The sequence below is a fragment of the Halosimplex halophilum genome (genome assembly GCF_004698125.1).
GTDB lineage: Archaea > Halobacteriota > Halobacteria > Halobacteriales > Haloarculaceae > Halosimplex > Halosimplex halophilum.
Map to the genome: position 1 here is coordinate 1,812,533 of NZ_ML214297.1, position 24,906 is coordinate 1,837,438.

The 24,906-nt window shown below is 70.6% G+C and carries 30 protein-coding genes; 9 read left to right on the forward strand and 21 right to left on the reverse strand.

What is annotated here, in order from left to right; translation table 11 throughout:
* Positions 1 to 126: 126 nt before the first annotated feature.
* Positions 127 to 1,416, reverse strand: a complete 1,290-nt coding sequence (locus tag E3328_RS09130; protein WP_135364258.1) for an ABC transporter substrate-binding protein — start codon at positions 1,414 to 1,416, stop codon at positions 127 to 129.
* A 64-nt stretch (positions 1,417 to 1,480) separates the two neighbouring features.
* Positions 1,481 to 2,515, reverse strand: a complete 1,035-nt coding sequence (locus tag E3328_RS09135; RefSeq protein ID WP_135364259.1) for a HEAT repeat domain-containing protein — start codon at positions 2,513 to 2,515, stop codon at positions 1,481 to 1,483.
* A gap of 236 nt (positions 2,516 to 2,751) precedes the next feature.
* Between E3328_RS09135 and E3328_RS09140 the strand changes: the two genes are divergently transcribed.
* Positions 2,752 to 3,078, forward strand: coding sequence for a NifU family protein (locus E3328_RS09140; RefSeq protein WP_135364260.1), 327 nt, complete (start codon positions 2,752 to 2,754; stop codon positions 3,076 to 3,078).
* Positions 3,079 to 3,281: 203 nt separating this feature from the next.
* Here the strand turns inward: E3328_RS09140 and E3328_RS09145 are convergent, their stop codons facing one another.
* A complete protein-coding gene (locus E3328_RS09145) occupies positions 3,282 to 3,518 on the reverse strand; it encodes an HTH domain-containing protein (RefSeq protein ID WP_135364261.1) in 237 nt (78 codons plus the stop codon).
* A 206-nt stretch (positions 3,519 to 3,724) separates the two neighbouring features.
* Between E3328_RS09145 and E3328_RS09150 the strand changes: the two genes are divergently transcribed.
* The 4 genes from E3328_RS09150 to E3328_RS09165 are packed head-to-tail and all read left to right on the forward strand — an operon-like array spanning position 3,725 to position 7,057.
* Positions 3,725 to 4,576, forward strand: a complete 852-nt coding sequence (locus tag E3328_RS09150; protein WP_209452146.1) for a DUF4129 domain-containing protein — start codon at positions 3,725 to 3,727, stop codon at positions 4,574 to 4,576.
* Positions 4,576 to 5,103 carry a DUF7269 family protein gene (locus E3328_RS09155; protein WP_135364262.1) on the forward strand — a complete coding sequence of 176 codons (528 nt, stop codon included), beginning with the start codon at positions 4,576 to 4,578 and terminating at the stop codon, positions 5,101 to 5,103. Before E3328_RS09150 ends, E3328_RS09155 begins: the two co-directional genes overlap by 1 nt.
* Entirely contained in the window at positions 5,100 to 6,536 is a 1,437-nt protein-coding gene (locus tag E3328_RS09160) for a DUF58 domain-containing protein (protein ID WP_135364263.1), read from the forward strand. The genes E3328_RS09155 and E3328_RS09160 overlap by 4 nt, the downstream gene beginning before the upstream one ends.
* On the forward strand, positions 6,533 to 7,057 hold the full coding sequence (locus E3328_RS09165; RefSeq protein ID WP_135364264.1) for a DUF7519 family protein: 525 nt from the start codon (positions 6,533 to 6,535) through the stop codon (positions 7,055 to 7,057). Before E3328_RS09160 ends, E3328_RS09165 begins: the two co-directional genes overlap by 4 nt.
* A gap of 6 nt (positions 7,058 to 7,063) precedes the next feature.
* Here the strand turns inward: E3328_RS09165 and E3328_RS09170 are convergent, their stop codons facing one another.
* The 3 genes from E3328_RS09170 to E3328_RS09180 are packed head-to-tail and all read right to left on the reverse strand — an operon-like array spanning position 7,064 to position 8,770.
* Positions 7,064 to 7,609 (reverse strand): DUF7261 family protein, encoded by a 546-nt coding sequence (locus tag E3328_RS09170; protein ID WP_246022942.1) that lies wholly within the window; start codon positions 7,607 to 7,609, stop codon positions 7,064 to 7,066.
* The gene (locus E3328_RS09175) at positions 7,606 to 8,055 is read right to left on the reverse strand and encodes a DUF7262 family protein (RefSeq protein ID WP_246022944.1); all 450 of its coding nucleotides are present in this window, start codon (positions 8,053 to 8,055) and stop codon (positions 7,606 to 7,608) included. The genes E3328_RS09170 and E3328_RS09175 overlap by 4 nt, the downstream gene beginning before the upstream one ends.
* Complete coding sequence (locus tag E3328_RS09180) at positions 8,048 to 8,770, reverse strand: DUF7263 family protein (protein ID WP_135364265.1); 723 nt, start codon at positions 8,768 to 8,770, stop codon at positions 8,048 to 8,050. Before E3328_RS09180 ends, E3328_RS09175 begins: the two co-directional genes overlap by 8 nt.
* Before the next feature lie 75 nt (positions 8,771 to 8,845).
* Between E3328_RS09180 and E3328_RS09185 the strand changes: the two genes are divergently transcribed.
* Complete coding sequence (locus E3328_RS09185; RefSeq protein WP_135364266.1) at positions 8,846 to 9,055, forward strand: hypothetical protein; 210 nt, start codon at positions 8,846 to 8,848, stop codon at positions 9,053 to 9,055.
* Between the two features lies 1 nt (position 9,056).
* On the opposite strand, the gene E3328_RS09190 is transcribed toward E3328_RS09185, so the two are convergent.
* The 7 genes from E3328_RS09190 to E3328_RS09220 form a co-directional block, all read right to left on the reverse strand.
* Positions 9,057 to 9,566 (reverse strand): DUF7266 family protein, encoded by a 510-nt coding sequence (locus E3328_RS09190; RefSeq protein ID WP_135364267.1) that lies wholly within the window; start codon positions 9,564 to 9,566, stop codon positions 9,057 to 9,059.
* Positions 9,559 to 10,302: a DUF7289 family protein gene (locus tag E3328_RS09195; protein ID WP_135364268.1), complete on the reverse strand. Its 744-nt coding sequence runs from the start codon at positions 10,300 to 10,302 to the stop codon at positions 9,559 to 9,561. The genes E3328_RS09190 and E3328_RS09195 overlap by 8 nt, the downstream gene beginning before the upstream one ends.
* Positions 10,299 to 12,221 (reverse strand): type II secretion system F family protein, encoded by a 1,923-nt coding sequence (locus E3328_RS09200; protein ID WP_135364269.1) that lies wholly within the window; start codon positions 12,219 to 12,221, stop codon positions 10,299 to 10,301. The genes E3328_RS09195 and E3328_RS09200 overlap by 4 nt, the downstream gene beginning before the upstream one ends.
* Positions 12,211 to 14,589, reverse strand: coding sequence for a type II/IV secretion system ATPase subunit (locus E3328_RS09205; RefSeq protein ID WP_135364270.1), 2,379 nt, complete (start codon positions 14,587 to 14,589; stop codon positions 12,211 to 12,213). The genes E3328_RS09200 and E3328_RS09205 overlap by 11 nt, the downstream gene beginning before the upstream one ends.
* A gap of 169 nt (positions 14,590 to 14,758) precedes the next feature.
* Positions 14,759 to 16,096: an RNase J family beta-CASP ribonuclease gene (locus E3328_RS09210; RefSeq protein ID WP_135364271.1), complete on the reverse strand. Its 1,338-nt coding sequence runs from the start codon at positions 16,094 to 16,096 to the stop codon at positions 14,759 to 14,761.
* Positions 16,097 to 16,365: 269 nt separating this feature from the next.
* Positions 16,366 to 17,607 carry an MFS transporter gene (locus E3328_RS09215; protein ID WP_135364272.1) on the reverse strand — a complete coding sequence of 414 codons (1,242 nt, stop codon included), beginning with the start codon at positions 17,605 to 17,607 and terminating at the stop codon, positions 16,366 to 16,368.
* A 141-nt stretch (positions 17,608 to 17,748) separates the two neighbouring features.
* Positions 17,749 to 18,915: a mandelate racemase/muconate lactonizing enzyme family protein gene (locus E3328_RS09220; RefSeq protein WP_209452147.1), complete on the reverse strand. Its 1,167-nt coding sequence runs from the start codon at positions 18,913 to 18,915 to the stop codon at positions 17,749 to 17,751.
* A 326-nt stretch (positions 18,916 to 19,241) separates the two neighbouring features.
* Here E3328_RS09220 and E3328_RS09225 point away from each other — a divergent pair, with 326 nt between their 5' ends.
* Positions 19,242 to 19,667, forward strand: coding sequence for a CBS domain-containing protein (locus tag E3328_RS09225; RefSeq protein ID WP_135364715.1), 426 nt, complete (start codon positions 19,242 to 19,244; stop codon positions 19,665 to 19,667).
* 81 nt (positions 19,668 to 19,748) lie between these two features.
* Here E3328_RS09225 and E3328_RS09230 read toward each other — a convergent pair whose 3' ends face one another.
* Both E3328_RS09230 and E3328_RS21930 read right to left on the reverse strand, forming a co-directional pair.
* On the reverse strand, positions 19,749 to 19,967 hold the full coding sequence (locus E3328_RS09230; protein ID WP_135364274.1) for a hypothetical protein: 219 nt from the start codon (positions 19,965 to 19,967) through the stop codon (positions 19,749 to 19,751).
* Between the two features lie 83 nt (positions 19,968 to 20,050).
* Positions 20,051 to 20,218, reverse strand: coding sequence for a hypothetical protein (locus E3328_RS21930; RefSeq protein WP_167837349.1), 168 nt, complete (start codon positions 20,216 to 20,218; stop codon positions 20,051 to 20,053).
* 149 nt (positions 20,219 to 20,367) lie between these two features.
* Between E3328_RS21930 and E3328_RS09235 the strand changes: the two genes are divergently transcribed.
* A complete protein-coding gene (locus E3328_RS09235) occupies positions 20,368 to 21,219 on the forward strand; it encodes a hypothetical protein (protein WP_135364275.1) in 852 nt (283 codons plus the stop codon).
* 151 nt (positions 21,220 to 21,370) lie between these two features.
* On the opposite strand, the gene E3328_RS09240 is transcribed toward E3328_RS09235, so the two are convergent.
* The 4 genes from E3328_RS09240 to E3328_RS09255 all read right to left on the reverse strand — a co-directional run bounded on the left by E3328_RS09240 (position 21,371) and on the right by E3328_RS09255 (position 23,648).
* Positions 21,371 to 21,559, reverse strand: coding sequence for a DUF5786 family protein (locus tag E3328_RS09240; RefSeq protein ID WP_135364276.1), 189 nt, complete (start codon positions 21,557 to 21,559; stop codon positions 21,371 to 21,373).
* 82 nt (positions 21,560 to 21,641) lie between these two features.
* Positions 21,642 to 22,328 carry a DUF7504 family protein gene (locus tag E3328_RS09245; RefSeq protein ID WP_135364277.1) on the reverse strand — a complete coding sequence of 229 codons (687 nt, stop codon included), beginning with the start codon at positions 22,326 to 22,328 and terminating at the stop codon, positions 21,642 to 21,644.
* A complete protein-coding gene (locus E3328_RS09250) occupies positions 22,325 to 22,537 on the reverse strand; it encodes a hypothetical protein (RefSeq protein WP_135364278.1) in 213 nt (70 codons plus the stop codon). Before E3328_RS09250 ends, E3328_RS09245 begins: the two co-directional genes overlap by 4 nt.
* A 526-nt stretch (positions 22,538 to 23,063) precedes the next feature.
* Entirely contained in the window at positions 23,064 to 23,648 is a 585-nt protein-coding gene (locus E3328_RS09255; protein ID WP_135364279.1) for a hypothetical protein, read from the reverse strand.
* 177 nt (positions 23,649 to 23,825) lie between these two features.
* Between E3328_RS09255 and E3328_RS09260 the strand changes: the two genes are divergently transcribed.
* Positions 23,826 to 24,203, forward strand: a complete 378-nt coding sequence (locus tag E3328_RS09260; RefSeq protein WP_135364280.1) for a group I truncated hemoglobin — start codon at positions 23,826 to 23,828, stop codon at positions 24,201 to 24,203.
* Positions 24,204 to 24,218: 15 nt separating this feature from the next.
* On the opposite strand, the gene E3328_RS09265 is transcribed toward E3328_RS09260, so the two are convergent.
* Both E3328_RS09265 and sdhC read right to left on the reverse strand, forming a co-directional pair.
* On the reverse strand, positions 24,219 to 24,428 hold the full coding sequence (locus E3328_RS09265; RefSeq protein WP_135364281.1) for a hypothetical protein: 210 nt from the start codon (positions 24,426 to 24,428) through the stop codon (positions 24,219 to 24,221).
* 85 nt (positions 24,429 to 24,513) lie between these two features.
* A complete protein-coding gene (gene sdhC / locus E3328_RS09270) occupies positions 24,514 to 24,906 on the reverse strand; it encodes a succinate dehydrogenase, cytochrome b556 subunit (RefSeq protein ID WP_135364282.1) in 393 nt (130 codons plus the stop codon).

A 24,906-nucleotide genomic window follows, 5' to 3' on the forward strand; every position in this document is an offset into this window, starting at 1 on the left:
TCTAAAAGCGTTCCGGTTTTAGGCCGGCCGAAACCATTGCGACTGCGGTGTGGTACCGGGGAGAGTCGGTCGCGGTCACGCCGCCGGACCGCGGAGGGTGCCCGAGTCGACCCGTCCCGCTCGCGCTCAGAAGTCCCCGGCCACGATGTCGGCGACGCGTTCGCGGTCGAACAGCCGTTCGCCCTCGGGGATCTCGGGGTAGGGGTCGCCGGCGCTGTAGCCCGGCCACTCGCCGAACCGCCCGGGGTAGAGCTGTTTGGCGGTCATCTCCAGCTGGAAGAGGTTCATCAGCGGCCCCTGGACCGGGTTGGCGCTCGGGTAGACGGCGTCGTCCTCGACCGCCGTCAGCCGGCTCCCGACGGGGTGGTCGGCCAGCGTCTCCCGGACCTGCCCCACGTCGTAGTAGGAGGCGATCCCGAACTGGTGGAGCAACACGTCGGGGTCGACCTCCAGCAGCTCCTCGTAGTCGTAGGTGCTCTCGTAGGTCACGTCGCCGTCGGCGAAGGCGTCGGTCGCACCCAGCGGCCGGACGTGCGCGTTGGCGAAGCCCGGCGTGTTGATCGTCGACGGGTAGAACGTGCCGTCCACGAAGATGACCGCGCCGACCCGCGGGCGCTCGGACTCGGGCGGCAGGTCCGAGTGGATCCGCTCGCGCAGGTCCGCGTGGACCGCGGCCAGCCGCTCGTAGCGCTCGCGCTCCCGGAAGACCGCGGCGACTCGCTCGGCGATCTCCCAGAGCGTGTAGTACTCGTAGTCGTCCCGGTAGGCCTCCGGCGGCTGGCCGTGGTTGCGGCTGAAGGCGTTGCCGAACCACGGTGCGATCGTCTCGGCGATCTCCTCGATGTCGGGCTGGTTCCACCCGTCGAACGACGCCACCAGCGCCGGGTCGACCAGGTGCAGGTCCGAGTCGAGCTCGTAGAACAGCTCCGTGTCGACCGTGAGGCTGCCCGAGCCCGTGTTGAGCTGGGCGAGGCCCTCGCGGTCGAACGCGACGCCGTCGAGCCGTTCGTAGTAGGCGTCCAGTGTGTTCCCGCCCGCCTCGGCGTCGAAGCCCAGCGAGTTCACCGCGTCGCCGTGGCCGTAGGCGACCGCCATGTCCGCGTACAGCAGGCTGTAGACCATCACGTCCGTCGGCACGCTCGCGAGCTCGACCTCGCCGACCGGCGCCATCGAGACGGTGTAGGGCCCGTCCGGCGTGGCGGTCTCGGTCTCCGTCGGCGCGGCCGATTCCGTCCCCGCAGCCTCGGGTGTCGGAGTCGCCGTCGCGGTGTCCGCGCCCGCCGCCTCGGGCGTCGCGGTCGAGTCCTCGCCGTCGCTCGAACAGCCGGCGAGCAGGCCGCCGCCGATGATCGCTCCGCCGTACTTCACGTACTCGCGCCGCGTCGGTGCGTCCGCGTCGTCCGCGTCGTTCACCATGGTTTTAGGCTAGCCAAAACCACATTTATGGATTCCGGATCGCAGGTTGGCAGGACGGTGACACTCATCGCGGGGCACCACAGCGCGGGCACATCGGCGGCCCGGTATCGCGGAGAGCGAGCCCGCAGTGGGGGCACTCGCCCTCGGCGTCCGGCGACCGCATCGCCTCGACCGCCCGCTCGGTCGACCGCCGGATCGATTCGAGCGAACCGAGCGGCGCGCGTTCGGCCTCGTCCTCGGTCGAACGGTCGCCGTCGTCCGTCCGTGACCCGTCGCCGTCGAGACGGGCCGAGAGGAGGCGGGCGCGGTCGGCGACGAACGCCTCGTCGCTGTCGGTCAGTTCGGCGACGCGGTCGACGGGGAGGGCCGGGTCGGGACCCGCTCGCGCCGGGGCGGCCAGCGCCTCGGCCGCCCGCCCGCGAACGTGCGGGTTCCCGTCGTCGAGTCGCGCGACGAGGGGGTCGACCGCCTCGGCCAGCCGTCCCGGGTGAGCCGAGCCGACGGCGGCCAGTGCCGTACAGACGTGGAACCTGACGAACTCGCTGTCGTCGTCGAGGTGTTCGGCCAGTCGGTCGACCAGGTGGCGGAGCCGGTCGGGGTCGCCCAGCGCCACGAACGCCAGCGCCTTCGCGAGTTTCTCGGAGACCTCCGGCTCGTCGAAGGTCAGGCCGACCCGCAGGTCCGCCAGCACGTCCGGCGACGCGACCGCGTCGGGGTGGTCCAGGGCGACGTACCCGAGCCCCTCGGCCGCACGCGCGCGGACGTAGTAGAACTCGCCGTCGTCGGCCAGCCGGTCGGCGAGGGCCTCGACCGCCGGGATCACGGCCTCCGGCTCGCCGTCGGCGACCGCGACGAACAGTTTCGCGGTCGTCAGCCGGACCGACCGCTCGTCGTCGGTCAGAAACGGGGTCAGCGCCGTCGCCACCCCGTCGAACAGGGCGGGCGCTTCGTCCGCGACCGCCCGGAGTTCCCGGACCGCGTCCTTCCGGGCGTCGGCCGGCGCGGCCGCGAGGTCGTCCAGCGCGGCCCGCGCTTCCCCGGTCGCGCCGCTCTCGATCGCCTCCACTACCCGGTCGGCCGCCGACGAATCCCCGTCCATCCGTTCACGCCCCGTATCGCGGGAGACCCACAAACCGCTTGCGCTCGTCGCGTCGGCCTCGACGCCGCGACGACCGGACGCCGCCGACCGTGTTTTAGGCCCGGCGAAAAATACCAGATAGAGATACAGGATTTTGGCGCGCCCAAAAATACATCCGAATGAGCGCTTTACTACGCCGATTTTAGGCACCCCTAAACACACAGATTTATGATACTTGGGGCCGAAGTGGGTCGTGTATGAGCGCCGAAGGACTCGAACGGCAGACGCGGAACTACCTGAGCAACAACGTACCGCAGATCCAGCAGCACGGCGGTAACTTCGAGGTGCGGGACGTCGACGAGGCCGCCGGGACGGCGACGGTCGCGATCGGCGGCGCCTGCTCGGGCTGTGGGATCGCGCCGATGACGATGAAGGCCATCGAGGAGCGACTCCCCGAGAGCGTCGACGGCCTAGAGGACGTGGAGGTCGTCCGCGCCGGCGGGCCGCGGGCCGCCGTGATGCCCTCCAAGACCGACGAGATGGAGGACATGGACGAGTACGAGGACTACAGCCCGCCGTTCTAGAGCGTCGTCCTTCCGCGACCGGCCCGCCCGCTCGGGCGAGCCACCGACTCGAACCCCCTCCAGGTTTTCCGACGAACAGTGCCCCGACAGCGTCGCGTCCCGGGAGCCGGCCCGACCGGTCCACCGGTGGATGCGCGCGGCCGTGGGGCGGACGCGCGCGGTCCGGGCCCGCCACCGTGTGGGCGGACGGCGTACGCGTCGCGTCAGTCTTCCATGCGGACGGGGATCCACCAGACGCGGCTGCGACCGCCGACCTTCTTGCTGGTCACGTCGGTCTCCGCCTGGAGGTCGTGCAGTCGGTTCAGGGCGGTACGGCGGGAACAGCCCAGCGCCTCGGCCACCTCGCTGGCGGTCAGCGGCTCCGCGTAGTCGCTGCGGTCGCGGAACACCTCGATCACGTCCGACTCGGTGTACTGGGTCTCGCGGCCGGGGTCGACCATACCCGAGGTAGGGCCGCTCGACTCTTAGGAGTTCCCACGAGGGTACCACCCGCCGGGTCACGTCGCGACGCGCCGGACGCGACGAGTGCGACCGACAGATGTAATGTGTTCTCTCGACGTACAGTATGTAGAGGCGACACTACCGATGCACGCCCGGATCGCACTGCCGCCCCGCCCCCGCGCCCCCTCCGTCGAGCCGAGAACCGATGTGGCGTGACCGCGGGCGCTCGCTTCTCGCGGGCGTCCTCCTCGCCGTCGCGTTCGGCGGCGTCGCCGCGACGGTCGACCCGCGGGACCGGTCGAGCGGGCCCCCGCCCGAGCCGCGGGAGCCCGCGGCGACGCCGCTGGAGCTGCCCGCCCCCGTCGAGCCGTCGACCGGCCGGAGCTGTCCCGCCGTCCTGGCCGACCCTGGCGGCTTCGCCCTGGTCGTCGCGGGGACCGTCGCCGTCGCCGCCGCGCTCGCGTGGTGGCGCGACTCCCCGGCGCTCGGCGTCGCCGCGGGCGGGCCGGTCCTGACACTCGCGGTCGCGCTGTGCCCGCCGCCGGTCGTCGTGGACCTGGGGACCGGGCTGGCCGCCCTGCCGCCGGTCGGCGTCGCCATCGAAGCGGCGCCGCCGGCGCCGCTACTGGTCAGCGGGTTCCTCCTCGCGCTGGTCGGCGGCGCCGCGCTGCTGTTCGTCGTCGAGGACGACCGCGACCCGCTCGACAGCGACACGGCCGACACCGACGAGGCGGGCGACCTGGAGCGGGTCGGCCGCGCGGCCGGCGACGCGGCCGACCGGATCGAACACGGCTCGGCCGGGACGAACCCGGTGTACCGCGCGTGGACCGAGATGGTCGCCCACCTCGACGTGGCCGACCCCGAGACGGCGACGCCCGGCGAGTTCGCCGACGCCGCGACCGCCGCGGGGATGGACCCCGACGACGTGGCCGAACTCACCGAGCTGTTCGAGGCGGTCCGCTACGGCGACCGCGACCCCGAGGCCCGCGCCGAGCGGGCGCTCGCGACGCTGCGCCGGATCGAGGCGGCCTACGCCGACGGGGGTGACGAGGACTGATGGGCCGGCGGCTCCGCGCCCTCGGGTTCGTGGCCGTCGCCGTCGGGCTCGTCGTTCTGGTCGCCGCGCCGTCACTGGACTTCGGCGACGACTCCCTCGCGTCGGCGGCCGCGGCGTTGCTCGGGGTCGTGGCGGTCACGCTCGGCGCCGGCCAGCTGCTGGAGCGCCGCCTCGCCGAGCCCGAGCGGTGGCGACCACCGACGACCGAACGCGGTCGGCGCGTCCCGACGCCGGACGACGGGTTCGCCGACCTGAGCGGCCGCGAGCGCACCGAGCGACTCCGCCGGCTGGCCGTCCGGTCGCTCGTCGACGCGACGGGCTGTACGCCCGCCGACGCCGCGGACCGCCTCGACGGTGGGACCTGGACCGACGACTCCGTGGCCCGGCAGTACTTCACGCCCGGAGCCGTCGACCTGCGAGGGCGGACGCGCCTGCGGCTCGCCCTCCGGCGCGAGCCCGTCGAGGCGTTCGTGCTGGAGCGGACCGTCCGCGCGATCCGTGCGCTCCGGGAGGGGAGCGACCGATGAGCGACGACGCGAGCGTCGGCGACGCGGCGACGGCCGCCACAGACGCCGCCGACGGCGCGACGGCCGACACCCGCCTCGCCGACCGCACCGTCGAGGACACCCCCGTCGTCGACCACGCGACCGGCCGCTGGACCGGGATCGGTGCGCTCGCGCTCGGCGCGTGCGGTGCGGGCGTGCTCGCGGGCGCACCGGGCCCGGTCCTCGCCGGCGTCGTCGGCGCGGTCCTCGCCGTCGCCGCCCGCTCGGCGGAGCCGGTCCGGCTCACCGACCCCGAGACGGGCGACCCGGTCGTCTCCGTCCGCCGGGAACTCGACTCCGAGCGGCCCGACCCCGGCGACGAGGTGACCGTCACCGTCGCCGTCGCCAACGAGGGCGACGGCCTGCTGACGGACCTGCGGGTCGTCGACGGCGTCCCGCCCGACCTCGAAGTCGTCGACGGGTCGCCCCGCCACAGCGCGGTGCTCCGCCCCGGCGGGTCGACGGGGTTCGCCTACACGGTGGTCGCCACCAGGGGCGAACACGACTGGCAGCCGGCCAGGGTCGCGGCCGCCGACCCGACCGGGAGCGTCGAGCGGGAGACGCCCGTCCCCGCGGCGACGACGCTGCGCTGTGCGCTCCCGGCCGTCGACACCGCCGCGGCGCCGCTCCAGGACCTGACGGCGCCTGCCGCCGGGCACCACGAGACGGCCACCGGCGGCCCGGGGCTTGCCTTCCACGCCACCCGGGAGTACCGTCCGGGCGATCCGCTCGCCCGCGTCGACTGGAACCGCCGGGCGAAGACGGGCGAGCTCGGGACCGTCGAGTTCCGCGAGCGACGCGCGGCGACGGTCCTGGTGGTGGTCGACGCCCGCCGCGCGGCGTATCGCGCCCCCGCGCCCGGCGCCGTCCACGCCGTCGAGCGGAGCGTCGCCGCGGCCAACCGGCTGTTCGCCGCACTGCTCGACGACGGCGACCGGGTCGGCCTCGCGGCCTTCGCCGGCGGCCCCGAAGCGTGGCTCGCGCCCGGGACTGGTCCGGACCACCGGGCCCGCGGCCGCGAGTTCCTGACGACCGAACCCGCGCTCGCGCCGACGCCCCCCGAACGGGGCACCTTCGAGGGGTTCCAGGCCGACCGGCGCGCGGAACTGCGGCGCGAAGCCGTCGCGGCGCTGCGCCGCCGGCTCCCGGCCGCCTCCCAGGTCGTCTTCTGCTCGCCCTGCTGTGACGACTACTCCGCGACGGTCGCCCGCCGGCTCGATACGCGCGGCCACCCCGTCACCGTCCTCGCCCCCGACCCGACGACCGACGACGGGCCCGGGGAGACCGTCGCCCGACTGGAGCGCGCCGACCGGCTGACCGATCTCCGGCGGGCCGGGATCCCGGTCGTCGACTGGAGTCGTGACGAGCGGATCGCTGCCGCCGTCGCTCGCGCCCGCGAGCGGTGGTCGCCGTGACCGCCGGCGGAGCGGCCGGCGACCGGGGCGACGCGGGAGCCGTCGACCCAACCCCTTCACGCGCGAGCGCCGGGCTCGCCGTCGCGATGACCGCGCTGTCGGTCGCGGTCGTGCCCGGCACGGTCGGGACAGTCGTCGGCGTCCCCGGCGCGGTACTCGTCGCCGGCGGTGCGATCCGGGGGTCCCGGCAGGCGGTCGACTACGGGGCGGTCGCGGTCATCTCGGGCGCGGTCCTCGCCGGCCTGGGCGGTACGGCCCCGCTGCCGGTCGCGCTCGGGGCGCTCCTCGCGGTGCTCGCCTGGGACGCCGGTCGCTACGGGATCGCGCTCGGCGAGCAACTCGGCCGCGAGGCGGCGACGACGCGGGTCGCCGTCACTCACTCGGCGCTGACCGCGGCAATCGGCGTCGGCGGCGTCGGCCTCGGCTACGGCGCCTATCTGGTCGCCGCACCCGGTGACTCGACGGTCGCGCTGCTCGCCCTGCTTGTCGGCGTCGCCGCCGTCGTTCCGGCGCTCCGGTAGGACCGGTCACTTCACCGCCGGCGTGACGACGGTGAGTCGGACCGTCTCGCGGTCGGTCGTCACGGTGAGGTCGTAGCCGACGGCGAGGACGAGCGTTCGCCCGCCGCGCTCCTGAACGGCGACGCCGCGGTCGGCCGCACAGGAGCCGAACTCCCGTCCCGGACCGTCGGGGCAGTTCGCAGTCGCCCACTGCCGCGCGGCCGTCCCGTTGAACGCGACCGTATACGCGACGCCCGATTCGACCCGCGACCGCTGTAGCGTGCGTATCCGCGGCCGGAGGCGGTTCCGGGCCTCGGTCACCGCCCGGCCGCGCTCGCTCCAGGTGAAATTGCTCCGGAGCGCGCGAGCCGCGTCGTGCGTGGCTCGCTGGAGGTACGCCCGGCCGTCGGCCGCGGCCTCGCCGTCGACGGCCGCGGTCCGCACGTCGGCGTGGTACCCCAGTTGCAGGTACGCGACGAGCATCGCCACGAGTGCGAGCGCGACGACGACGCCGGCGAGCAACACCATCTGTCCCCTGCGGTCGTCCGTGACCGCGGTCGGCCGTCGGCTCACGCGTACCACACCCTGATCGTCAGGTCGCCGTGGCGAGTGGTCACCGTGGCCGTGCCGGTCGGGACGCGAGCGGGCTTTCGGTACCCGGCCCGACCGTGCGGGGTCTCGACCCTGAACATGACGTTGTCGGGCAGGATGCGCCCGACCCTGCGGTCGAGGGCGTCGCGCTCGCGCTCGAACGCGTCCGCCGACCGCATCACCTCCACGAGACGCGTTCCGCCGCGGTGGCGCGGCGGTTCCTGTGCGAGGATCGTCGCCGCGTCCTCGGCGTAGGCGTCGAGCTGTTGCGTCCCGCCCGGCTGGGGGACGCCGAGCGCGAACCCGGCTGCGACTCCGAGCACCAGCAACACCGCGAGTGCGCCCTCGACCGCCGGCATCGGGAGCTGCCCACGGTCGCCGCAGTCCTCGGCCGCGCGGGGACGCCGCTTCCCGGTGGCGTCAGCCATCGACGGTCACCCCCAGCCGCGCCTTGGTCGTGTTGCTCGGTGCGAACGCGAGGGTCACGTCGCCTCGGTCGAGGGTGCTGTTGGCGACGAACGTGAACTGGACCGTCTCCATCCGGGACACGGAGACCGTGTACTGTCCGTCCAGCCCGTCGGGGTCCCGGAGCACGGTCCGCTCGTTGGCTCGAACGCCGCTGACCGAGACGTTGTCCGGCGCGTCGATGTCGAGTTCGACCCACGGGGTTCGCCGGGGGAGCGTGACCCGGTTCGGTCCGGAGAACGACGGCGTGACCGTCTCGTTGCGCCGGCGTTCGACGAGGACGACCCGGCGCCGCGTGGTCCCGCCCCTCGGCGTGCCCGCGGCCGCGACCGCCCGTCCGTCGACCGTCACTCGAAACGACCGCCCGTCGAGTATCGGATAGTAGCTCCGGAGCGTCGCGGCGTCGAGCGACGCGAGCGCACCGCGGTCGACGACGTTCGACCGGTTGGTCACCGGCGACGCGTCGGCGACGATCCGATCCGCGACCGCAGTCGCCGCGTGACGGTCGCCGGAGTCCCGGAACTCGCCGACGAGAGCGCCGTTCGCCGCCGCGACACCGAGGACGGTCACGGTCGCCAGCGCGAACAGCGCCGCGGCCAGCGCGGCCAGGTTCGCCTGAGCACGACCCGAGTGGGGCGGCGGCCGCTCGCCGCCCGCCCGTCTTCGTCCCCGGCTCACATCGACCACCCCGGACCGGCGACTCGCTCCCGTGGAACGGCGGGATTTACCAGGTTCGACTCCGACGTGTCGGTCGTGCCCGCGGAACTGACGCCCGACTTCCCGCTCTTTCTCGGCGTGATGCTCGCGGCCATCTGCGGAGCGGTCGCGGCGCTCGTGTACGTGGTGGCGCTCCCCGGCTCCCCGGCGGTCGGGCTGGCGTACGGCTTCGGCGCGCTCGGACTCTCGTTTCTCGCTATCGGGGTCGTCGCCGCCGTCCTCCTCCGGGCGCTGGGCGGGGAGTGAGTCACGGGTCACCCCCCTCGCGGAGTTCGACCACCAGCCCGCTACCGCCCCCGCTGTCCCGGACTGCGACGACCGCGTCTGCCCCTCCATCGGTCCGCCCGGTCACACGGTCGACACGCCGGGGGAGCGAGAGGTCGACACGCCCGCCGACGGTCGGGTCGGGGTGGTCGAGGACGAGCGCCGACCCGTCGACCCGGACCGTGTAGCCGCTCCCGGCGATGGTGCTCGGGAGGTCCACCGACCGGCGGACCGACACCTCCCGCGCGCCCGGCGGCACGGCTCGCTCAATCTCCTGGGCGGTCGCGGCGAGGACGCGGTCCCCGACCTCCGAACCCGCGGCCGACCGGTAGTCCGGGACGACGCCGCCCAGCAGCGCGGTCGTGACCAGCCCGACGAACAGGACCACGATCCCGATCTCCAGGGTCTTGCCGACCGCGGGAGTGACGCCACGCGTCCCCGGGCCGAATCGCGGCTCCGACCTCGGAGAGACCGCTCCGACCCGGTCAGCCATCCGCCACCTCCAGTCGCATCCGGTGTTCGACGAGGTACGCCCGCCGCCGACCCGGGAACTCCGCCACGACGCTGACGACCCCGTCCCCGTCGAGATCCGACCGGCTGACGCTCGCACCCCGGTCGGCGAAGTACCGCTCGAACGCCGCGGGCGCTTCGGTCTCGACGGCCACCTCGTAGCGCCCGCGACCGAGCGACCGTCGGTCGTGGGTGACGTTCGCGGAGAGTTTCGCGGTCACGCCCCCTCCCACCGACGACGGAGTCGCCGAGAGGTTCGCGGCGCCGACGACGAGGACGCCGTTCGAGTCCGACCCGACGATCGGCGGATCCTCGACGAGCCACGCGTTCTCGCCGCGACCGCGGACGACTGCCCCGGCGACCGCGGCGACGCGACGGTCGGCGTTCTCGTAGACGAGCGCTCCGATATCGACGGCCGCGACGGTCCCGGCGGCGTCGGAGACGCGCAGCCGTCGCTCGGCGGTGTAGAGCCGTCCCCCGGCGAATCGAACGGTCGTCGTCCGGTGGCCGGTCGACTCGACCGGACGGAGCCCGGACTGCAGGTCGGCGGCGACGCGGTCGGCGTCGGCGCGGGCGGCGTGTCCCTCGACCAGGGCGCCGACGCTGGCGGTCAGGACGCCGAGCGCGACGACCGTCATGCCGAGGAGCAGTGCGACGCCGACGACGCTGGACTGCCCGCGCTCCCGGCGTACGTCCGCGGGCGCACCGTTTCGAGTCATAGCATCCCCGCCCCCGCGAAGACGGCGTAGGTGATCCCGACGAGCCCGGCCGAGTGCAACAGCGCCTCGTAGCGACCGCGACTCGCCATGCCGGCGAACCAGCCACAGGACAGCATCGTCGCCTGGGTGACGAGGTAGAACCGCCACTGCTCGCGGGCCGGCCGGACCGCGTCCGGGTCGAGCGCGAAGCCGCTCGCCGACCCCTCCACGTTCGACACCGACGCCAGCTGCGAGAAGCCGTCGAGCACGGAGACGTTGACCGCGACCATGATCCCGAGGACGAGCAACCCCGTCGTCCACCCCACCGCGACGTACACCAGCAACGTCGACCGAAGCCGCTTCCGCTCGTGGTAGAGACGACCCACTTCCGTCTGCAGAGCCTCGAACACCTGTTCCGTGTCGCTCCCGGATTCGAGCGCGCCGACCACCAGCCCCATCGTCTGCTCGGCCATCGGCGTGCCGACGTCGTCGACGAACTTGTCGAGCGCGGCGGCCCGCACGTCGCCGTCGCCCGACCCGGCGTCGGTCGTCAGCGACAGCGAGAACGCGAGCGACTCCACGTCGGGCTGGAGCGCACCGTGGTCCACCTCGTCGGCGACCTCGTCGACGGCCGTCGAGAACGGCTGTCCGAGGGCGACGTGGCCGGCGATAGCGTGGACGAAATCGCGAATCTCGCGGTCTTTCGCCTCGTCGATACGCGCCCGCCGGACGGCGACGAACCCGACCGGGAGTCCGAACCCGACGTAGCCAACCAGCAGGACGTTGGCGGGTCTGTACCCCAGCGTCCAGAGCGCGACCGCGAAGGCGGCCGCGAGCGGGGCGCAGACCACCGCTGCACTGGCCGGATTCGTCGGTACGGACCGGACCAGATCGGCGAGGTTCCGGGGTACCTCGTAGCCGGGGATCGCGTGCTGGGCGGGTCTGAGGCTGGCGACGACGGCGGCCGTCGCGAGCCCGACGCCGAGGACGAAGGCGATGCTGCTGTAGATCAGCACCTCCCGGGCGGTGACGGGGCCCAGCGGCGTGGCCACCGTCGCCGAGAGCCCGGGTGCGAGGACGCTCATGACCGTGATGATGAGCACCGTGAGCGCGGGGAACACCAGCATGACGACGAACAGCTCGGCGAGCAACTCCAGGTAGCCCGCGACGCGGTCGTGGGTCCGGGACTGCTGGTGTGAGAGCAGACGGCTCTCCATCCGCAGGTACTCGGCGAGCGCGTCGGTCCCCTGGTTGGCGTGTTCCCGGTACTTCAGGAGGAACGGAGCGAGCAGGTCTCGGGAGGGAGTGTCGCGGGCGACCAGTTCCAGGCCGGCGTCGAGGCTGCCGGTGAGCGCGGCCTCGTTGAGCGCGCGCCGGAACGCGGTCGCCGTCTCGCCGTAGGCGCGCTGGTCGGCGACGCGCCGGAGCATCGCCCGCTGGTCGCTGCTCCCCGAGGCGAGCACGCGGAGGTACCTGACTGCGCCGGGAAGCGTCGTCTCGATGTCGGCCCGCCGGGCGTCGGCCTGCCAGCGGAGGTACAGCCCACCGGATCGAACGACCCCCCAGCGGACGACCGCTCCGGCGACCACGCCCGCAGCCAGTGCCGGAACGACCGGCGGAACGACCGGGAGCGCCACCCGGTCGAGGACCGGAACTGCACCGTGAGCGAACTCGAGAACCGCGGTCAGCGCCGACCGCGGCAACAGCCCGAGAACGACCACGGCGACCGCGAACGCGACCGTCGCGAGCGCCCACGAGAGACCGTACACCCGGGAGATGTAGATGTCGAAGCTCGTCCCGAGGTCGGCCGCGCGATACCGGTGGCGGTCGCGTTCGTGTTTCGCGCTGTCGGCCCGCCGGGAGAACAGCGCGTACAGCGCGCGGTCGACGAACGCGACGGTCCCGTCGGCGCTCGTCGCCGGCGGGTTCTCAGTCGCCATCGGCCTCGCCCTCCGGCTCGCCCCCGTCCGGGCCGGCGTGTCGTTCCGCACGGCCGCGGTCGTTCCTCGACCCGGCGTCGTCGAGCGTGATCGTCTCGCGACTCGCCGTGCGAGCCGCCGGGCCCGCCTGTTCGTCCGTCGGAGTCGCGGTTTCGGAGCCCTCGTCGGTGTGCTGGCCGATGCGCTCGACGGTCGCGGCCTCGTTGGTCTGCAGGTCGGCGAGGAACGCGAACAGCTCGTCGCCGTCGGAGACGCCCTCCCGCTGCAGGTACCTGACGTAGCCGTGCTTGCGATGGAACGCGTTCTCGACGGCGTCGACCGGTTGGTCGGTGAGGTCGGCGATCCGATCGAACAGGTCCGTCTCGACCCGGCGCTCGTCGTCGCCCAGGTCCGGGTGTTCGTAGGCGAGGTCGTAGGACCCGTCGTGGGTCCGGCGGGCGACGGTGTTCCAGTAGACCGTCGTCTCCCCCTTCCGCACGACGCCGCAGGCGTCGTCGTCGCGGTCGCGGTCGTACTCCCTGAACCGCTCCTCGCCGACGAACTCGACGACCTCCCCGACGTAGCGCTCGCCGTCGACCTTCCGGGGGAAGACCAGCAGGTCGATCTCCGAGAGCAGGTACGTCGGCAGGTCCTGCTCGACGACGCGGTTGACGAGCGTCTCCACGTCGCCGGCGTGGGTGGTCCCGATCACCCCGTGACCAGTGTTCAACACCTCTGCGAAGGTTTCGAAGCTCTCGGGCGTGTTGATCTCCGCGATGAGCTCCACGTCCGGGTTCAGGTAGTTCGTCTCGGTCATGAGATCGGCCATCGTCACCTGCTTGTAGTCGTCCTGATGGTCCCGGGTAGTCAGCGAGACGCCGGTCTCGTGGGGGAGCCACACCTCCCGGGACCCCTCGTCGATGCTCACCGGCCGGTCCCGGAAGCTGACGAACGGCATGTGGGCGTTCATCAGCGTCGTCTTCCCGACGCCGGTCGGGCCGCAAAAGAGGACCACCCCCTGGTTCTCGTACAGTTGCCAGAGCATCGCGACCAGCTCCGTCGGGAGACTGTCCCGTTCGAGCAGGTCGACGGGCGTCATCACGTCCGGCGCCTGCTTGCGGATGGAGATGTGCGGGCCGTCCTCGCTGACGGTCGGCAGCGCCACCGCACAGCGGATCGTCTCGGAGACGCCCGGCGGGCTGAGGTTGACCTTCGCGCTCGGGTTGGCCGCGTTGAGTTCGGTGCCGTCCTCGGCGGCGAGCTGCTTGACGACGTTGACGAACTCGCTCTCGTCGTCGAAGGTGAGGTTCGTCGGGATCCGCTCGGAGTGACCGACCTCGTCCCGGGGGACGACCTTGACGCGCTCGCCGACGCGGTTGGCCTCCACGTCTTCGAGGCGGTCGTCACGGACGGGGACGGTGAGCTTGCCGTAGCCGACGTAATCCCGGAGGACGTAGTAGACGAGATCGTCCAGCCGGTCGGTCGCGTAGCGGTCGTCGACCGGCGGGATGGCCAGCCCCCACTCGGCGAGCGCGCTCCGGACGCGGTGGCGAGCGGCATCGAACCAGGCGCGCGTGTTCCGGGCAGTGAGTCGCCGGGAGAGCAACTCGCGGGCTCGATCGCGGACGAACGCCGCCTCGTCGTCGACGACGCCGTCCACGTCGGTCTCCCAGATGCGCTCCTTGCACTCGGCGACGAGGTCGGCGTCACCGGGCAGCAGGTCCGGCTCGCGGACCGCGTACTTCGTCATCCACGAGTCGGATCCCAGCAGGTTCTCGCGGTAGACGACGACGGGCACCTCGAAGCCGTGGAAGTCGACGGTGTGGCGGTCCAGCCGCTCGCTCGTGAACCGGTCGAGGTACGCGGGGTCGGCCGGCAGGTCGGTCTCGGCGGGCGCGAACCGCTCGGTGTGGACGACGACGCCGTCGCCGGTCACGTCGGCCACGTCGATGCGGTCGTCGAGCGCGTACGGCGTTAGCCGGCCGAGACACCCCAGCTCGGACAGCGCGTGGTACTCGATCCGGCGCCGAACGCCGGGCGCGGCGTCGACCAGGCGGTCGATGACCCGCCGGTGTTTCGGGCCGAACCCGTCGGCCATCCGCTCGGCCGCGCCCTCGCGGGTGCGCGGTCGTTCCAGGCTCGCGTCGCCGAAGTAGTCGAGGACGCGGTCGAGCTGGCCGCGCCCGTCGTCCGTGAGCCCGGGCTCGCGCACCTGGTAGTCGAACCCCGTCGCAGTCTCGCGGATCGTGACGACGACGCCCGGCGAGACCTCGGTCTGGGAGCGCACGTCCGGCGCGTACCACGCCTCGGGGTCGTCGGGCGGCAGCGGCGGCGCGACCGCCCCGCCGCCGTCCCCCCGGTCGACGAGTTCGAGTCGGTCGGTCGACATCTACGAGGGCTTGGCTCCCCGATGTGTTATAAAATCTTGCACCTCACTGGACGTGTAGTCTCGTTTTTATCTGTGGCGGATAACACGACCGCCGGACCGACGGATCACGGCACTCGCTGGGCGGATGCTCGAACCGTCCATGCGGGAGTGGTCGGAGAAAACTCCCGATTCAGACCAGCTGAATCGTGTTCCCGTTCGAGGTGACGTGCAGGTCTTCGCCCAGCTCGTAGCCCTGACTCGTCGCCAGATCGACGTACCCGGAGAACCCGGCCAGGTCCTGGTGGGCGGGGATGACGTGCTCGGGCTGGAGCGCGTCGAGCATCTCGTAGTGGCCCTCCCGGGAGAGGTGACCGGAGACGTGCACGTCGTCGTAGATGCGGGCGCCCTGCATGCCCAGCAGCGTCTCGCTCCGGTAGCGCTGACCCTCGTTCGTGGGTTCGGGGATGATCCCCGCCGAGAAGATGACCTTGTCGCCCCTGTCCAGCTCGTAGGGGGTCTCGCCGCGACCCATCCGGGTGAGCATCGCCCGCGGCTCGCCCTGGTGGCCCGTCACGACGGGCAGGAAGTTCTCCTTGCCCTCGTTCATGATCCGCTCGAACGTCCGGTCGACGGACTTGCGGTGGCCGTACATCCCCAGGTCGTCGGGGAACTCCACGGCGCCGATCCGTTCGGCGGTGCCGGAGTACTTCTCCATCGACCGGCCCAGCAGGACGGGCTGGCGCCCGATCTCCTCGGCGAACTCGACGAGGCTCACGACGCGGGCGATGTGGCTCGCGAACGTCGTGGCGACGATGCCGCCGTCGTAGTCCTCCAGACTCAGCATGAGGTCCCGCAGTTCGCTGCGGGCGACGGCCTCGCTCGGCGTGCGGCCCTTCTTGTTGGCGTTGGTGCAGTCCTCGATGTAACAGAGGACGCCCTCGCGGCCGATCTCGCGGAACCGGTCCATGTCGATGGGGTCGCCGACCACTGGGGTGTGGTCCATGCGCTTGTCGAGGCCGTAGACGACGGCGCCCTCGGGCGTGTGCAGGACGGGGTTGATCGCGTCGATGGTCGAGTGGGTGACGTTGACGAACTCCAGTTCGGTCTCGTCGCCGATGGACATCGTCTCGCCCGCCTCCATCTCGACGAGGTCGTTGTCGACCTGGAACTTCCCCTCGTCGTCGATCTCCTCCTTGACGAGCGCGAGCGTGAACGGGGTCGCGACGACCGGCGCGTCGTAGCGGTGGGCCAGCTTGGAGATGGCGCCGATGTGGTCGAGGTGGCCGTGGGTCGGCACGATGGCTCGGACGGTGCCGTCGAGGTCGGCCATGACGCGGTCGTCGGGGATCGCGTCCATGTCGATCAGGTCGAGGCTGTGCATGCGCTCGGTCTGGACGTCGTCGTGAATCAGTACCTTCGAGAGGTTCAGGCCCATGTCGAAGACGACGATGTCGTCGTCGGCACGGACGGCGGTCATCTGGCGGCCGACTTCCTCGTAGCCGCCGATAGTTGCGATTTCGAGTTCCATGATAGGTCCGATCGGAGCGATCCCAGAACCCATCTCAGAGTCCGCCGACAAAGGAGAGCAGGCCGGACGGGTTCCGTCGACGGCACAGAACGGATCGCGACGGAACGCGGCACGGCCTTCCCGGGGACAACGCGTCTCGGTTACGTTGGCATCCGCGACCGAGGCGTAAATAGGTCCCGAAACGGGGATCGCCTGTGAGGGCTGGTCGACGGCCGATGGTCGACGGGCCCCACCGTCGCTACGCCGAGACGGGCAACGGGACAGTCCGGTCACCACTGCCGGAGCGCGCGCTGGCCGTGGGTCCACGACAGGACGCCGAAAAAGGTGAGGACGCCGGAGAACGCGGCGAACCCGCCCGCGAAGAACACCCACTCGATCCCGGCGGTGCCCATCACCCACCCGCCGGCGAGCGGGGCGAGGATGCTGCCGGGCTTCCAGACGAGCGAGCGGACGCCGAAGCTGCTGGTGATCCCCTCGCCTTTGCCCTCGTCGGCGAACAGGGCCATGCTCGCCGGCTCGCGGAACGCGTCGGCGACGCCGAGCAGGCCGTTGAGACAGACGGCCGCGGCGACCGCGCCGGTGACCTCGCCGGCGACCGGCACGGAGACGGACAGCAGGCTCTCGAACGCGGCGGCGAAGGGGAACGCCATCGCGACCAGCCCGTAGGCGCCGCCGCCGACGAAGACGAACAGCGCACGGCCGTGGCGGTCGGAGAGGCGGCCGGTGACCGGCTGGACGAGCATGTTGGTGAACTTCTCGGCCGCCAGCACCGTGCCGACGATGGCCGAGCCGTATGCGAGACCGCCCTGGGCCGCGGAGACGCCGACGAAGATGGGGACCCACTTGCGGACCAGCGAGACGGCGACGGCGTACTGGGCGCGGAAGCTGGTCATCGTCAGGATGCGGCGGTTCAGGGCCAGGTCGGTGAACGCGAAGCCCGCGACGCTCGTCTCGTCGGCGTCGACGAACAGCCAGATGCCGACCGTCGCGAGCACGAACAAGACGGCGATGAGCCCGAAGACCACGTCGAAGCCGGTGAGTGCGTAGAGGAACCCCACGCCGACGGTGCCCGCGATGCCGGCCGCCATCCGGACGGCGTTGTAGCGGCCGATGTAGTTCGCCCGGCTGTCGTCGGGGGCCAGGTCGCCCATCAGCGCCAGCCCGACGAGACCCGTCCCGGTCATGCCCAGTCCTTGGAGCGTCCGCGAGACGAGGAAGCCGTCGACCGAGGCCACGAGCGAAAAGGAGAGGTACGCGACCGCGCTCAGTGCGAGCGCGCCCAGGAGGATGGTCCGCTTGCTGTACCGGTCGGCCGCCCAGCCCAGCGGGACGATCCCGACCGTCCGGGCGACCTCCAGCGCGGTCACGAACAGCCCGATCGTCACGCCGGTCGCCCCCAGGGCGTCGATGTAGTCGGGCAGCAGCGTCAGGACGGTCATGAAGCCGAAACTCGACGCGAACCGCGCCAGGTAGAGCGAGGAGAACTGCAGCTCGTCGTGGGAGTACGTCATCACACGTGGCGGTGATCGGTCGCCGGAAAAACGGGTTCCGGATCCGGAGCGATCCGCCCGCAACGGGGCGGGGGCGTTCCTCGATCTGTCCGACGTGCTCGACTTCGGTCGCTCGTTCCGGACCGGTGACTCGAGAGCCGCTCAGGGCCGCTTGAGCGCGCCTTCCTCGTCGAAGAGGCTGTTCTGTTCCTTCGGGGTGCCGGGGTACTCGCGGGCCGCGTCGGGGTCGAACTCGACGCCGAGGCCGGGCTCGTCGGGCACCTCGATGGTCCCGTCGGAGACTTCCCAGGGAGTCTCGACGATCTCGTCGGCCCACTCGGGCTGGCGGCTCATGTGCTCCATGATCTCGAGGTTTTCGAGGGTGGCACACAGGTGCAGCGACGCGGCGGTCGAGACGCCGGCGTTGGGATTGTGCGGGGCGATCGTCATGTAGCGGGACTTGGCCATCGCCGCGGCGTCCTGGGCTTCCGCGAGGCTGCCGTAGTTGGTCACGTCTGGCTGGATGATGTCACAGGCGTCCTTGCGGATCAGCTGTTCCATGTTCGCGTTGTTGTAGATGCGCTCGCCGGTCGCGACGGTCATGTTCACCTGCTCGGTGACCTGGGCCATCACCTCGGGGTCCTCGAGTTCGACCGGTTCCTCGAGGAACATGATGTCGTACTCTTCGAGGGCGTTGGCGACCTCGATGGCACCCCGACGGGTGAACCGCCCGTGACAGTCGATCGCGATGCCGGGGTCCGGCCCGATGGCCTCGCGGACGGCGCCGATCAGGTCCTCGATCTCCTGCATCTGCTGGTTGTCCAGCGAGTACTCGTAGTGGGCGAACGGGTCGCACTTCAGCGCGGCGTAGCCCTGGTCCTTGATAGCCTTCTCGGCGTGGTGGGCGTAGTTCTCGGGGGTGCGCTCGCCGATGTGCCAGCCGTTGGCGTAGACGGGAACCTCGTCGCGAACCTTCCCGCCCAGCAGCTTCCAGACCGGCTCGTCGTAGTACTTGCCGGCGATGTCCCACAGCGCAATGTCGAAGGCGGCGGCGACGCCGTTGATGAGCTTGCCCGCCCGCCACGCGAACGGGTAGCGGGTGAGCTTCCGGTTCAGCATGTTCCGGTTCAGCGGGTCCTCGCCGATGAGGTAGTGCTTGTGTGTCTCGGCGACTTCCTCAAGCGCGCCAGTCAGTCCCTCCGCACCGAGGGCCTCACCCACGCCGGTAATGCCCTCGTCGGTCTCCACCTGAACGAAAAACCAGTTGCGCCAGTCCGCGTCGACGACGAACGTCTCGACATCTGTGATCTCCATGTTCGGCCGATGCATCGAAGACATCGATTAAAGAAACGTCGAAACGTCACGGTCGACCCGGAAGCCACCGACCGTCCGACCTACCGGGGCGGACGGTGTTGCGACTCCCGAGTTTCGAGTCCAGCCGCGAACGGCGTGTGCGACACCGCCGGTCGACGTGCCGACCGGTCGGGGTCGTCCGTCGGGCTCAGTCATGGTCGACCCGACGTGTCTACTCCGCAGTCCGGCCAAAAAATCATTACGGAGTGAGCGCGGACACAGCGGCCGACCTAGTGCTGGCACGCTCCGCTTGCGAGCGAAAGGCGGTATCTCACCGCTCCCGAGGCCCTGAAAGCGACCGTATGCCTGTCGGAAACCTGGGCCCCGAGGAAGCCGTCACCACGTCACCGGATGCATCGCTCGACGAAGTCACCAACACGCTCGAATCCGAGGGGGTCGGCGCCGTCGTCGTCACCGAGGACGACTCGCCCGTCGGTATCGTGACTGACCGCGACATCGCGCTCGAAGTCGGGAACACGGAGGACATCGCCGACCAGTCGGTCGAATCTGTCATGACCGATGACCCGGTCACGGTTCGCAAGGACGAGCCGGCGATGGAGCTCTCCCGAACTATCGAGGAACACAACGTCCGTCGGGTACCGATCGTCGACGAGAACGACAAGTTGGCCGGCATCGCGACGCTTGATGACCTCGTGGCAACCGTCGGCGAGCAACTCGACAACGTCTCCGAAACCATCGAGTCCCAGTCGCCCGACTACCAGCCCTGATGCGGTCGTTCCGGGCCGACCCGACGCGAGCACGGACCCGCGAGTCCCGGACCGCCGAAGCGGGCGAGATCCGGAGCGAATTCACCCGTGTCGCTCGTGTGCGAACACGTTGCCGGCGCGGTTGACCTTCAGTCGGTGGTCGTACTCGTCGGAGTAGGTGTGCGTCGTCAACTCGACGACCCAGGTAGCGTCGTCGCGCTCCGCGGTGACGACATCCCCCACCTGGCCGACGCATTCCTCCTTGGCGTACTCCGTCGCCACGTCGATCGCGGTCTCCTCGTCCGTGACTTCCCCCATCATGCTACCGACTTCGAGCTACAGCCCGATAGATGCTCGCGCCTGATCGGTCCCGCGGCCGACCGCCGCCGATGGAAAACGCCCGCTCACAGTTTGCCCGACTGTCGAAGCTGTGCCTTCTGGTCTTCCGTCAGGATAGTCGCCCCGCAGTCTGGACAGGTGATCGCCTCGATCGAATACGCGTCGAGGTCGAGGTCGCTCCCGTCGAACTGGCACTTCGGACAGTCGAGCCCGGACACCTTGCCACCGACCATCACTACCCGGTCTCGGATATCGCTATCTAGGGACACGGATCGAGTTCCCCTTCCGGCGAGGAAATGAATTACGCTCGATTCGACAGCTCTACCCCGGTCGGATGCCCTTCCGTACCGTTTATTGTACCGCCTACCGGACCGCCGACCGTATGCTCGACAACATTCCCGACGAGTACGAGATAGACCCGGGAACTGACATCGACCGGCTTGCCGACATCTTTCTCGACAAGTATCCGGATGCCGACGACCACACTGTCGACGAAGCGATCTTCGTCGACGACGGTCCTGTCGACCATCTCACCTGGGTGTCGCTCGACGGCTACTCCCAACACGAGTTCTTCTATCGCGACCCCGACCCCGACGACGAAGTGCTCCGTCGCTTGCTGTCGATATCCCCCAGCGAAAAGGAGATGAAACTGCTCAGAGCGTATCTTTCGAAGCACTTCGCCGTGATCGAATCGGTCGAACACATCGCGTTTCTCACGATTCCCGATACCTACCTCCCTGGCTCGAAACCGCGAGCGAACGTCGCGTTCTATCAGAATCCCGTCGGGGAGCAGATCGATGTGGGGATCAACGCGACCCCGCTCTCACACGAAAAAGAGATACTCTCCGACGCCGACCGACTCGTCCCCGCGAGGGATCTCGAGACGTTCGCCCGGGACGTTATTACGGCCTTCTACGCAGAACTCGAAGAAACGGCCGAAACCCACCTGATCGAAGGCGACATCCGGTCGGTGCTCGACCAAGACCCCGACTTCCGACGGCAGACCGTGAAACCGCTCCCCGACGGTATCCATCCGGTGTACACGGGCGATGAAGCGGAACTCTGGCAGAAACCCATCTCCCAGGAGCCGGCTATCGAGGGGTCTCACGGATTCGTGCAAGTCTGGGTCCCGGACGACGAGCGGGCTGGCTTCGTGTTCCTCACAGACGGCGACTACGAACAGGAGCGACCGCTCGACGACGTTCGTCGGTCGCTCGAATCCGCCCTCGATTGATTCGGCTCGCGTGCTCGCACTCTCCGTAGAGACACGTCTCTGTTCAGGCTCACTAGCCGGAGTTTCCGGTATCGATACCCCTTCGTGAGATCCGGATACGGAGCCGTAGCGACGTGAAAATATCAGAAACTACGAGCGCACTGTGGACTTCCTACGCTTCTTCGGAGGAGTCTTTGATGTCTGCCAGCCGGTCGACCAAGTCGTCGGTCGAAGCGTCGGTTTCGAACGTGACTTCCCCCTCATGGTCGTTTTCGTGGACCGTCACGGCCTCGCTGTCGTCGTCGTCGGCGTCCACGTTCTGGTTCTCCTGCTCGGATTCGTCGTAGCTCCCGAAACCCATATCAGATAGATCTCTCGCCATCGACTAAAGCCGACCGGTCCCATCGGGACGGGAACGTCGGTGTTCGGAAGCCGGATCGGAATCACTCTCGATCGGCAGACCCGAAACGATCCGAGACCCGGCCCGTCGCCGGTCGGTAGGTCAGCTCCAGCGTGTCGTCGGCAGCCGTCGTGACCCAGACGACGCCGTCGACCTGCTCGGCCAGTGCCCGTATCGTCGCGCCGTCGTGCGCGGTCTCGTCGACCCCGAGGAGGGTGAGCCCGGTTTCGGTTCGAATCCCCGAGATCTGCCGGAGCACCGTACAGACCTGGTCGGTCGCGGCCCCCCGGAGGATCGGCGTGAGCGACCGCACGAGGAGGTGTCGGTCGCCGGTCGCCGGCGGCTCCGCCCCGGAGAGGTCGCTCAGCGCCACGACCAGCCGCTCCAGGTCACTCGACGAGGGCGTGAACACCGCGGGAACGTCCCCGTAGCGGGACGCGACCGACTGCTGTTTCGAGACCGTGTCGACGACGCCGAGCGACGGCCGGTCCCCCGCTTCGAAGACCTCGCGCGAGCGTCCGACGGTCGTCTCGGCGCTTTCCGTCGTCGTGACGACCAGGACCGTGTCGTCGCCGTCGGCGAACGCAGCGAGGATCCGGAGGGGCAGCGCGGAGTGGGTCGGATCGCCCACGCTGGCCACGAGGACCGTCGAACCGGGGACGAGTCCGTCCGGAACCGCGTCGGCGCCCGGTACCGAGAACTCGCGCTCCGCGCCTGGGTCGTCGGTCACTGGTCGGCCGTCCCCGCGGGAGTCTCGTTCGCCCGCCCTGCCAGTTGCGCGACCGTCTGTCGCGGGTAGTACCGGGCGCCACACGACGGACACTCGGCGACGCGGACGCTCCCGCGCCAACCGGTCTCGACGGGGAGGTCCGCCGCGAACACGACGCGTTCGGCGAGTTCTGTGCCACACTCGGAACAGGGGAGGTCGATCTCTCTCATGGTGGGTGCGTACTCGGTCCCGTCGGGGAGACCCAGCGTCACCACCACAGGTCGACATCCGGCACGGCGCATCTCAGAGCAGTGCCATCGAAGGACGCCTCCCGTGGGGCGGCGAACCGATGGGCGAACGGAGAAAGACGGGACGAGGCCGTCAGTACGAGTCCGCTACACCGGGTCGAGACAAATACGTTTCGCTCGACCGCCCGGAGCGGACCGCTCTGCGATCCCACGGGCCCGGAGCCGAGAGCAGCGGCGATCTGGTCAGCAATCAAATACCTTCCCAAACCACTAAGCGACCCGAGCGAGAAGCGACGGTCGTCACGAGCCCGCCCAGTCGAGGGACTGTGTATCGGCCCGGGCAGCGGTGCCCGATGAAGCCATCCGGCCGAGGGCGTGCACAGCTGCCTTCCAACCCCAGTCTCCCTGCGACTGGTCTACGGTGGGCCCCACGCGAGCCATACGTGGGAACGACTGCCTGCGAGGTCCCACTGGGCATCTGCGGCCCGGACCTCGACCTGCTTCGATTTCAGTCCAGTATCGATACCTCCACCTCGGGGACGCAGGTCGCCGACCGACAGGCGAGCAGCGTCGTCCAGGCCGCCGACCGGATCCCGTCCTCGAACAGCCCGACCTGGGTGGCCGAGTCGTTGCAGTCGAAGACGGGGCAGGGCACCCGGAGCGTCTGTTCGACGCCCGCGTCGGGGACGCGGACGGTGACGAGATACGGCGCCGGCTCCAGCAGCGACACCCGCACCGCGGCGCCCTCGGGGACCGCGAACGTCCGGTCGAGCGGCCGCGTCTCCGTCGTGTAGTCGACGACCTCGACGCCCGTCTCGGGGTAGCCGGCGGCGTTCCAGACGGCCACGTCGTGGGGCTGGAAGTCCTCGTGGACGCCCTCGCGGCTCCCGACCTCGACCCGCCGGTGGGTTTCCCTCGGCGCGAACCCCCCGAGGTCGCCGGTGCTGACCGGGTACTCGCCGGGCGTCTCGGGCAGGTCGGCGACCGGGTCGCCGGACGCGCGTTCGGCGTCGCCGACCAGGCCCGAGAGACAGCCGGCGGTCGCGGCGGAGACGGCGGTTCCGAGCCCGGCGAGGACCTGGCGACGGTTCACGGGCGTCGGCTCGTCGCCCGACGGGAAGTGCTTTTCCCGGCGAGCGTTCGCCCGGCGGCGCAGGTGGTGGCCCCGGACGGGACCGGGCGCGGCGGGTGGGGACGGTCCGCCGGCGGTAGTTGCCATCCGCTGGGAACGAGCGGGAGGTACAAACCCGTCGGCTGCGGTCGTACGCTCATGACCGGAGAGACGCTCTACGACCGGCTGGGCGGACGCGAGGGGATCGAGGCCGTCGTCGACGAGTTCTACGACCGGCTGGTCGCCGACGACGAACTCGGGCCCTTCTTCGAGGATTCGGACCTGGAGATGCTCCGGCGGACGCAGACGGACTTCCTCTGCGAGGCCGCGGGCGGCCCGGAGACGTACGACGCGGCGCCGGTCCGGGAGGCCCACCTCCACGTCCCGTTCACCGAGGACCACATCCTGCGAGCGATCGACATCCTGGAGGCGACGCTCGCGGCGTTCGACGTTCCGGAGGAGGACGCCGACAGGGTCGTCCAGGCGGTCGCGGCCTACGAGGCGGACCTGCTGGCGACGCCGGCCGACGAGGAGTGAGTCGGCCGCGACGGATCAGTCCCCGGGCCGACGAGCGAGTCGCGTCTCGGTCGCCCGGACCGGACGGATCGCGGTCTCGTCGGGGTCGGGCCGTCGGATGGCCGTCGAAGTCTGCCGGGCCGGTAGCGGGACCCCGCGCAGCCGGTGGTCGGCGGCCGCGTGGCGGGAGCGGTCGTCCGGATCGATGCGCCGGTCGCAGTCGAGACAGTACCAGTTGTCGGTCATGGGTGTACGGTCGGGTGGTAGTCCGGTCGTCCGGTGGTAGTCGGCCGAGCGCGCCGGGTTCGACGAGGGTCGGGTCCGAGTGTGGTCACACCCCCGCGAGGTACGTCGGGACGCTCGCGACCGTGATCGCGGCGGTCACGACGAGCGTGACGTAGAACGTCGTCGCCTGGCGGTCCAGCCCGACCCCCAGATCGACGAACAGCAGGCGGACGCCGTTGAGCATGTGGAAGACGGCGACCGCGAGCAGGCCGATCTCCAGCAGGCGGACGACGAGCAGCGCCTCCAGCGCCCGGAGCGTCTCGGTGTAGACCGCCGGGTCCGCGGCGGTCGCGGTGCTCAACACCGCGATGTGGGTGAACAGGTAGCCGACGAGCAGCCAGCCGGTGAACTTGTGGAGGATCCACGCCCACATGCCCGCGCTGAACTCCCGCCACCGGCCGAAGTCCTCGACGACCCCCCGGTCGTAGGTGTCGGTCAT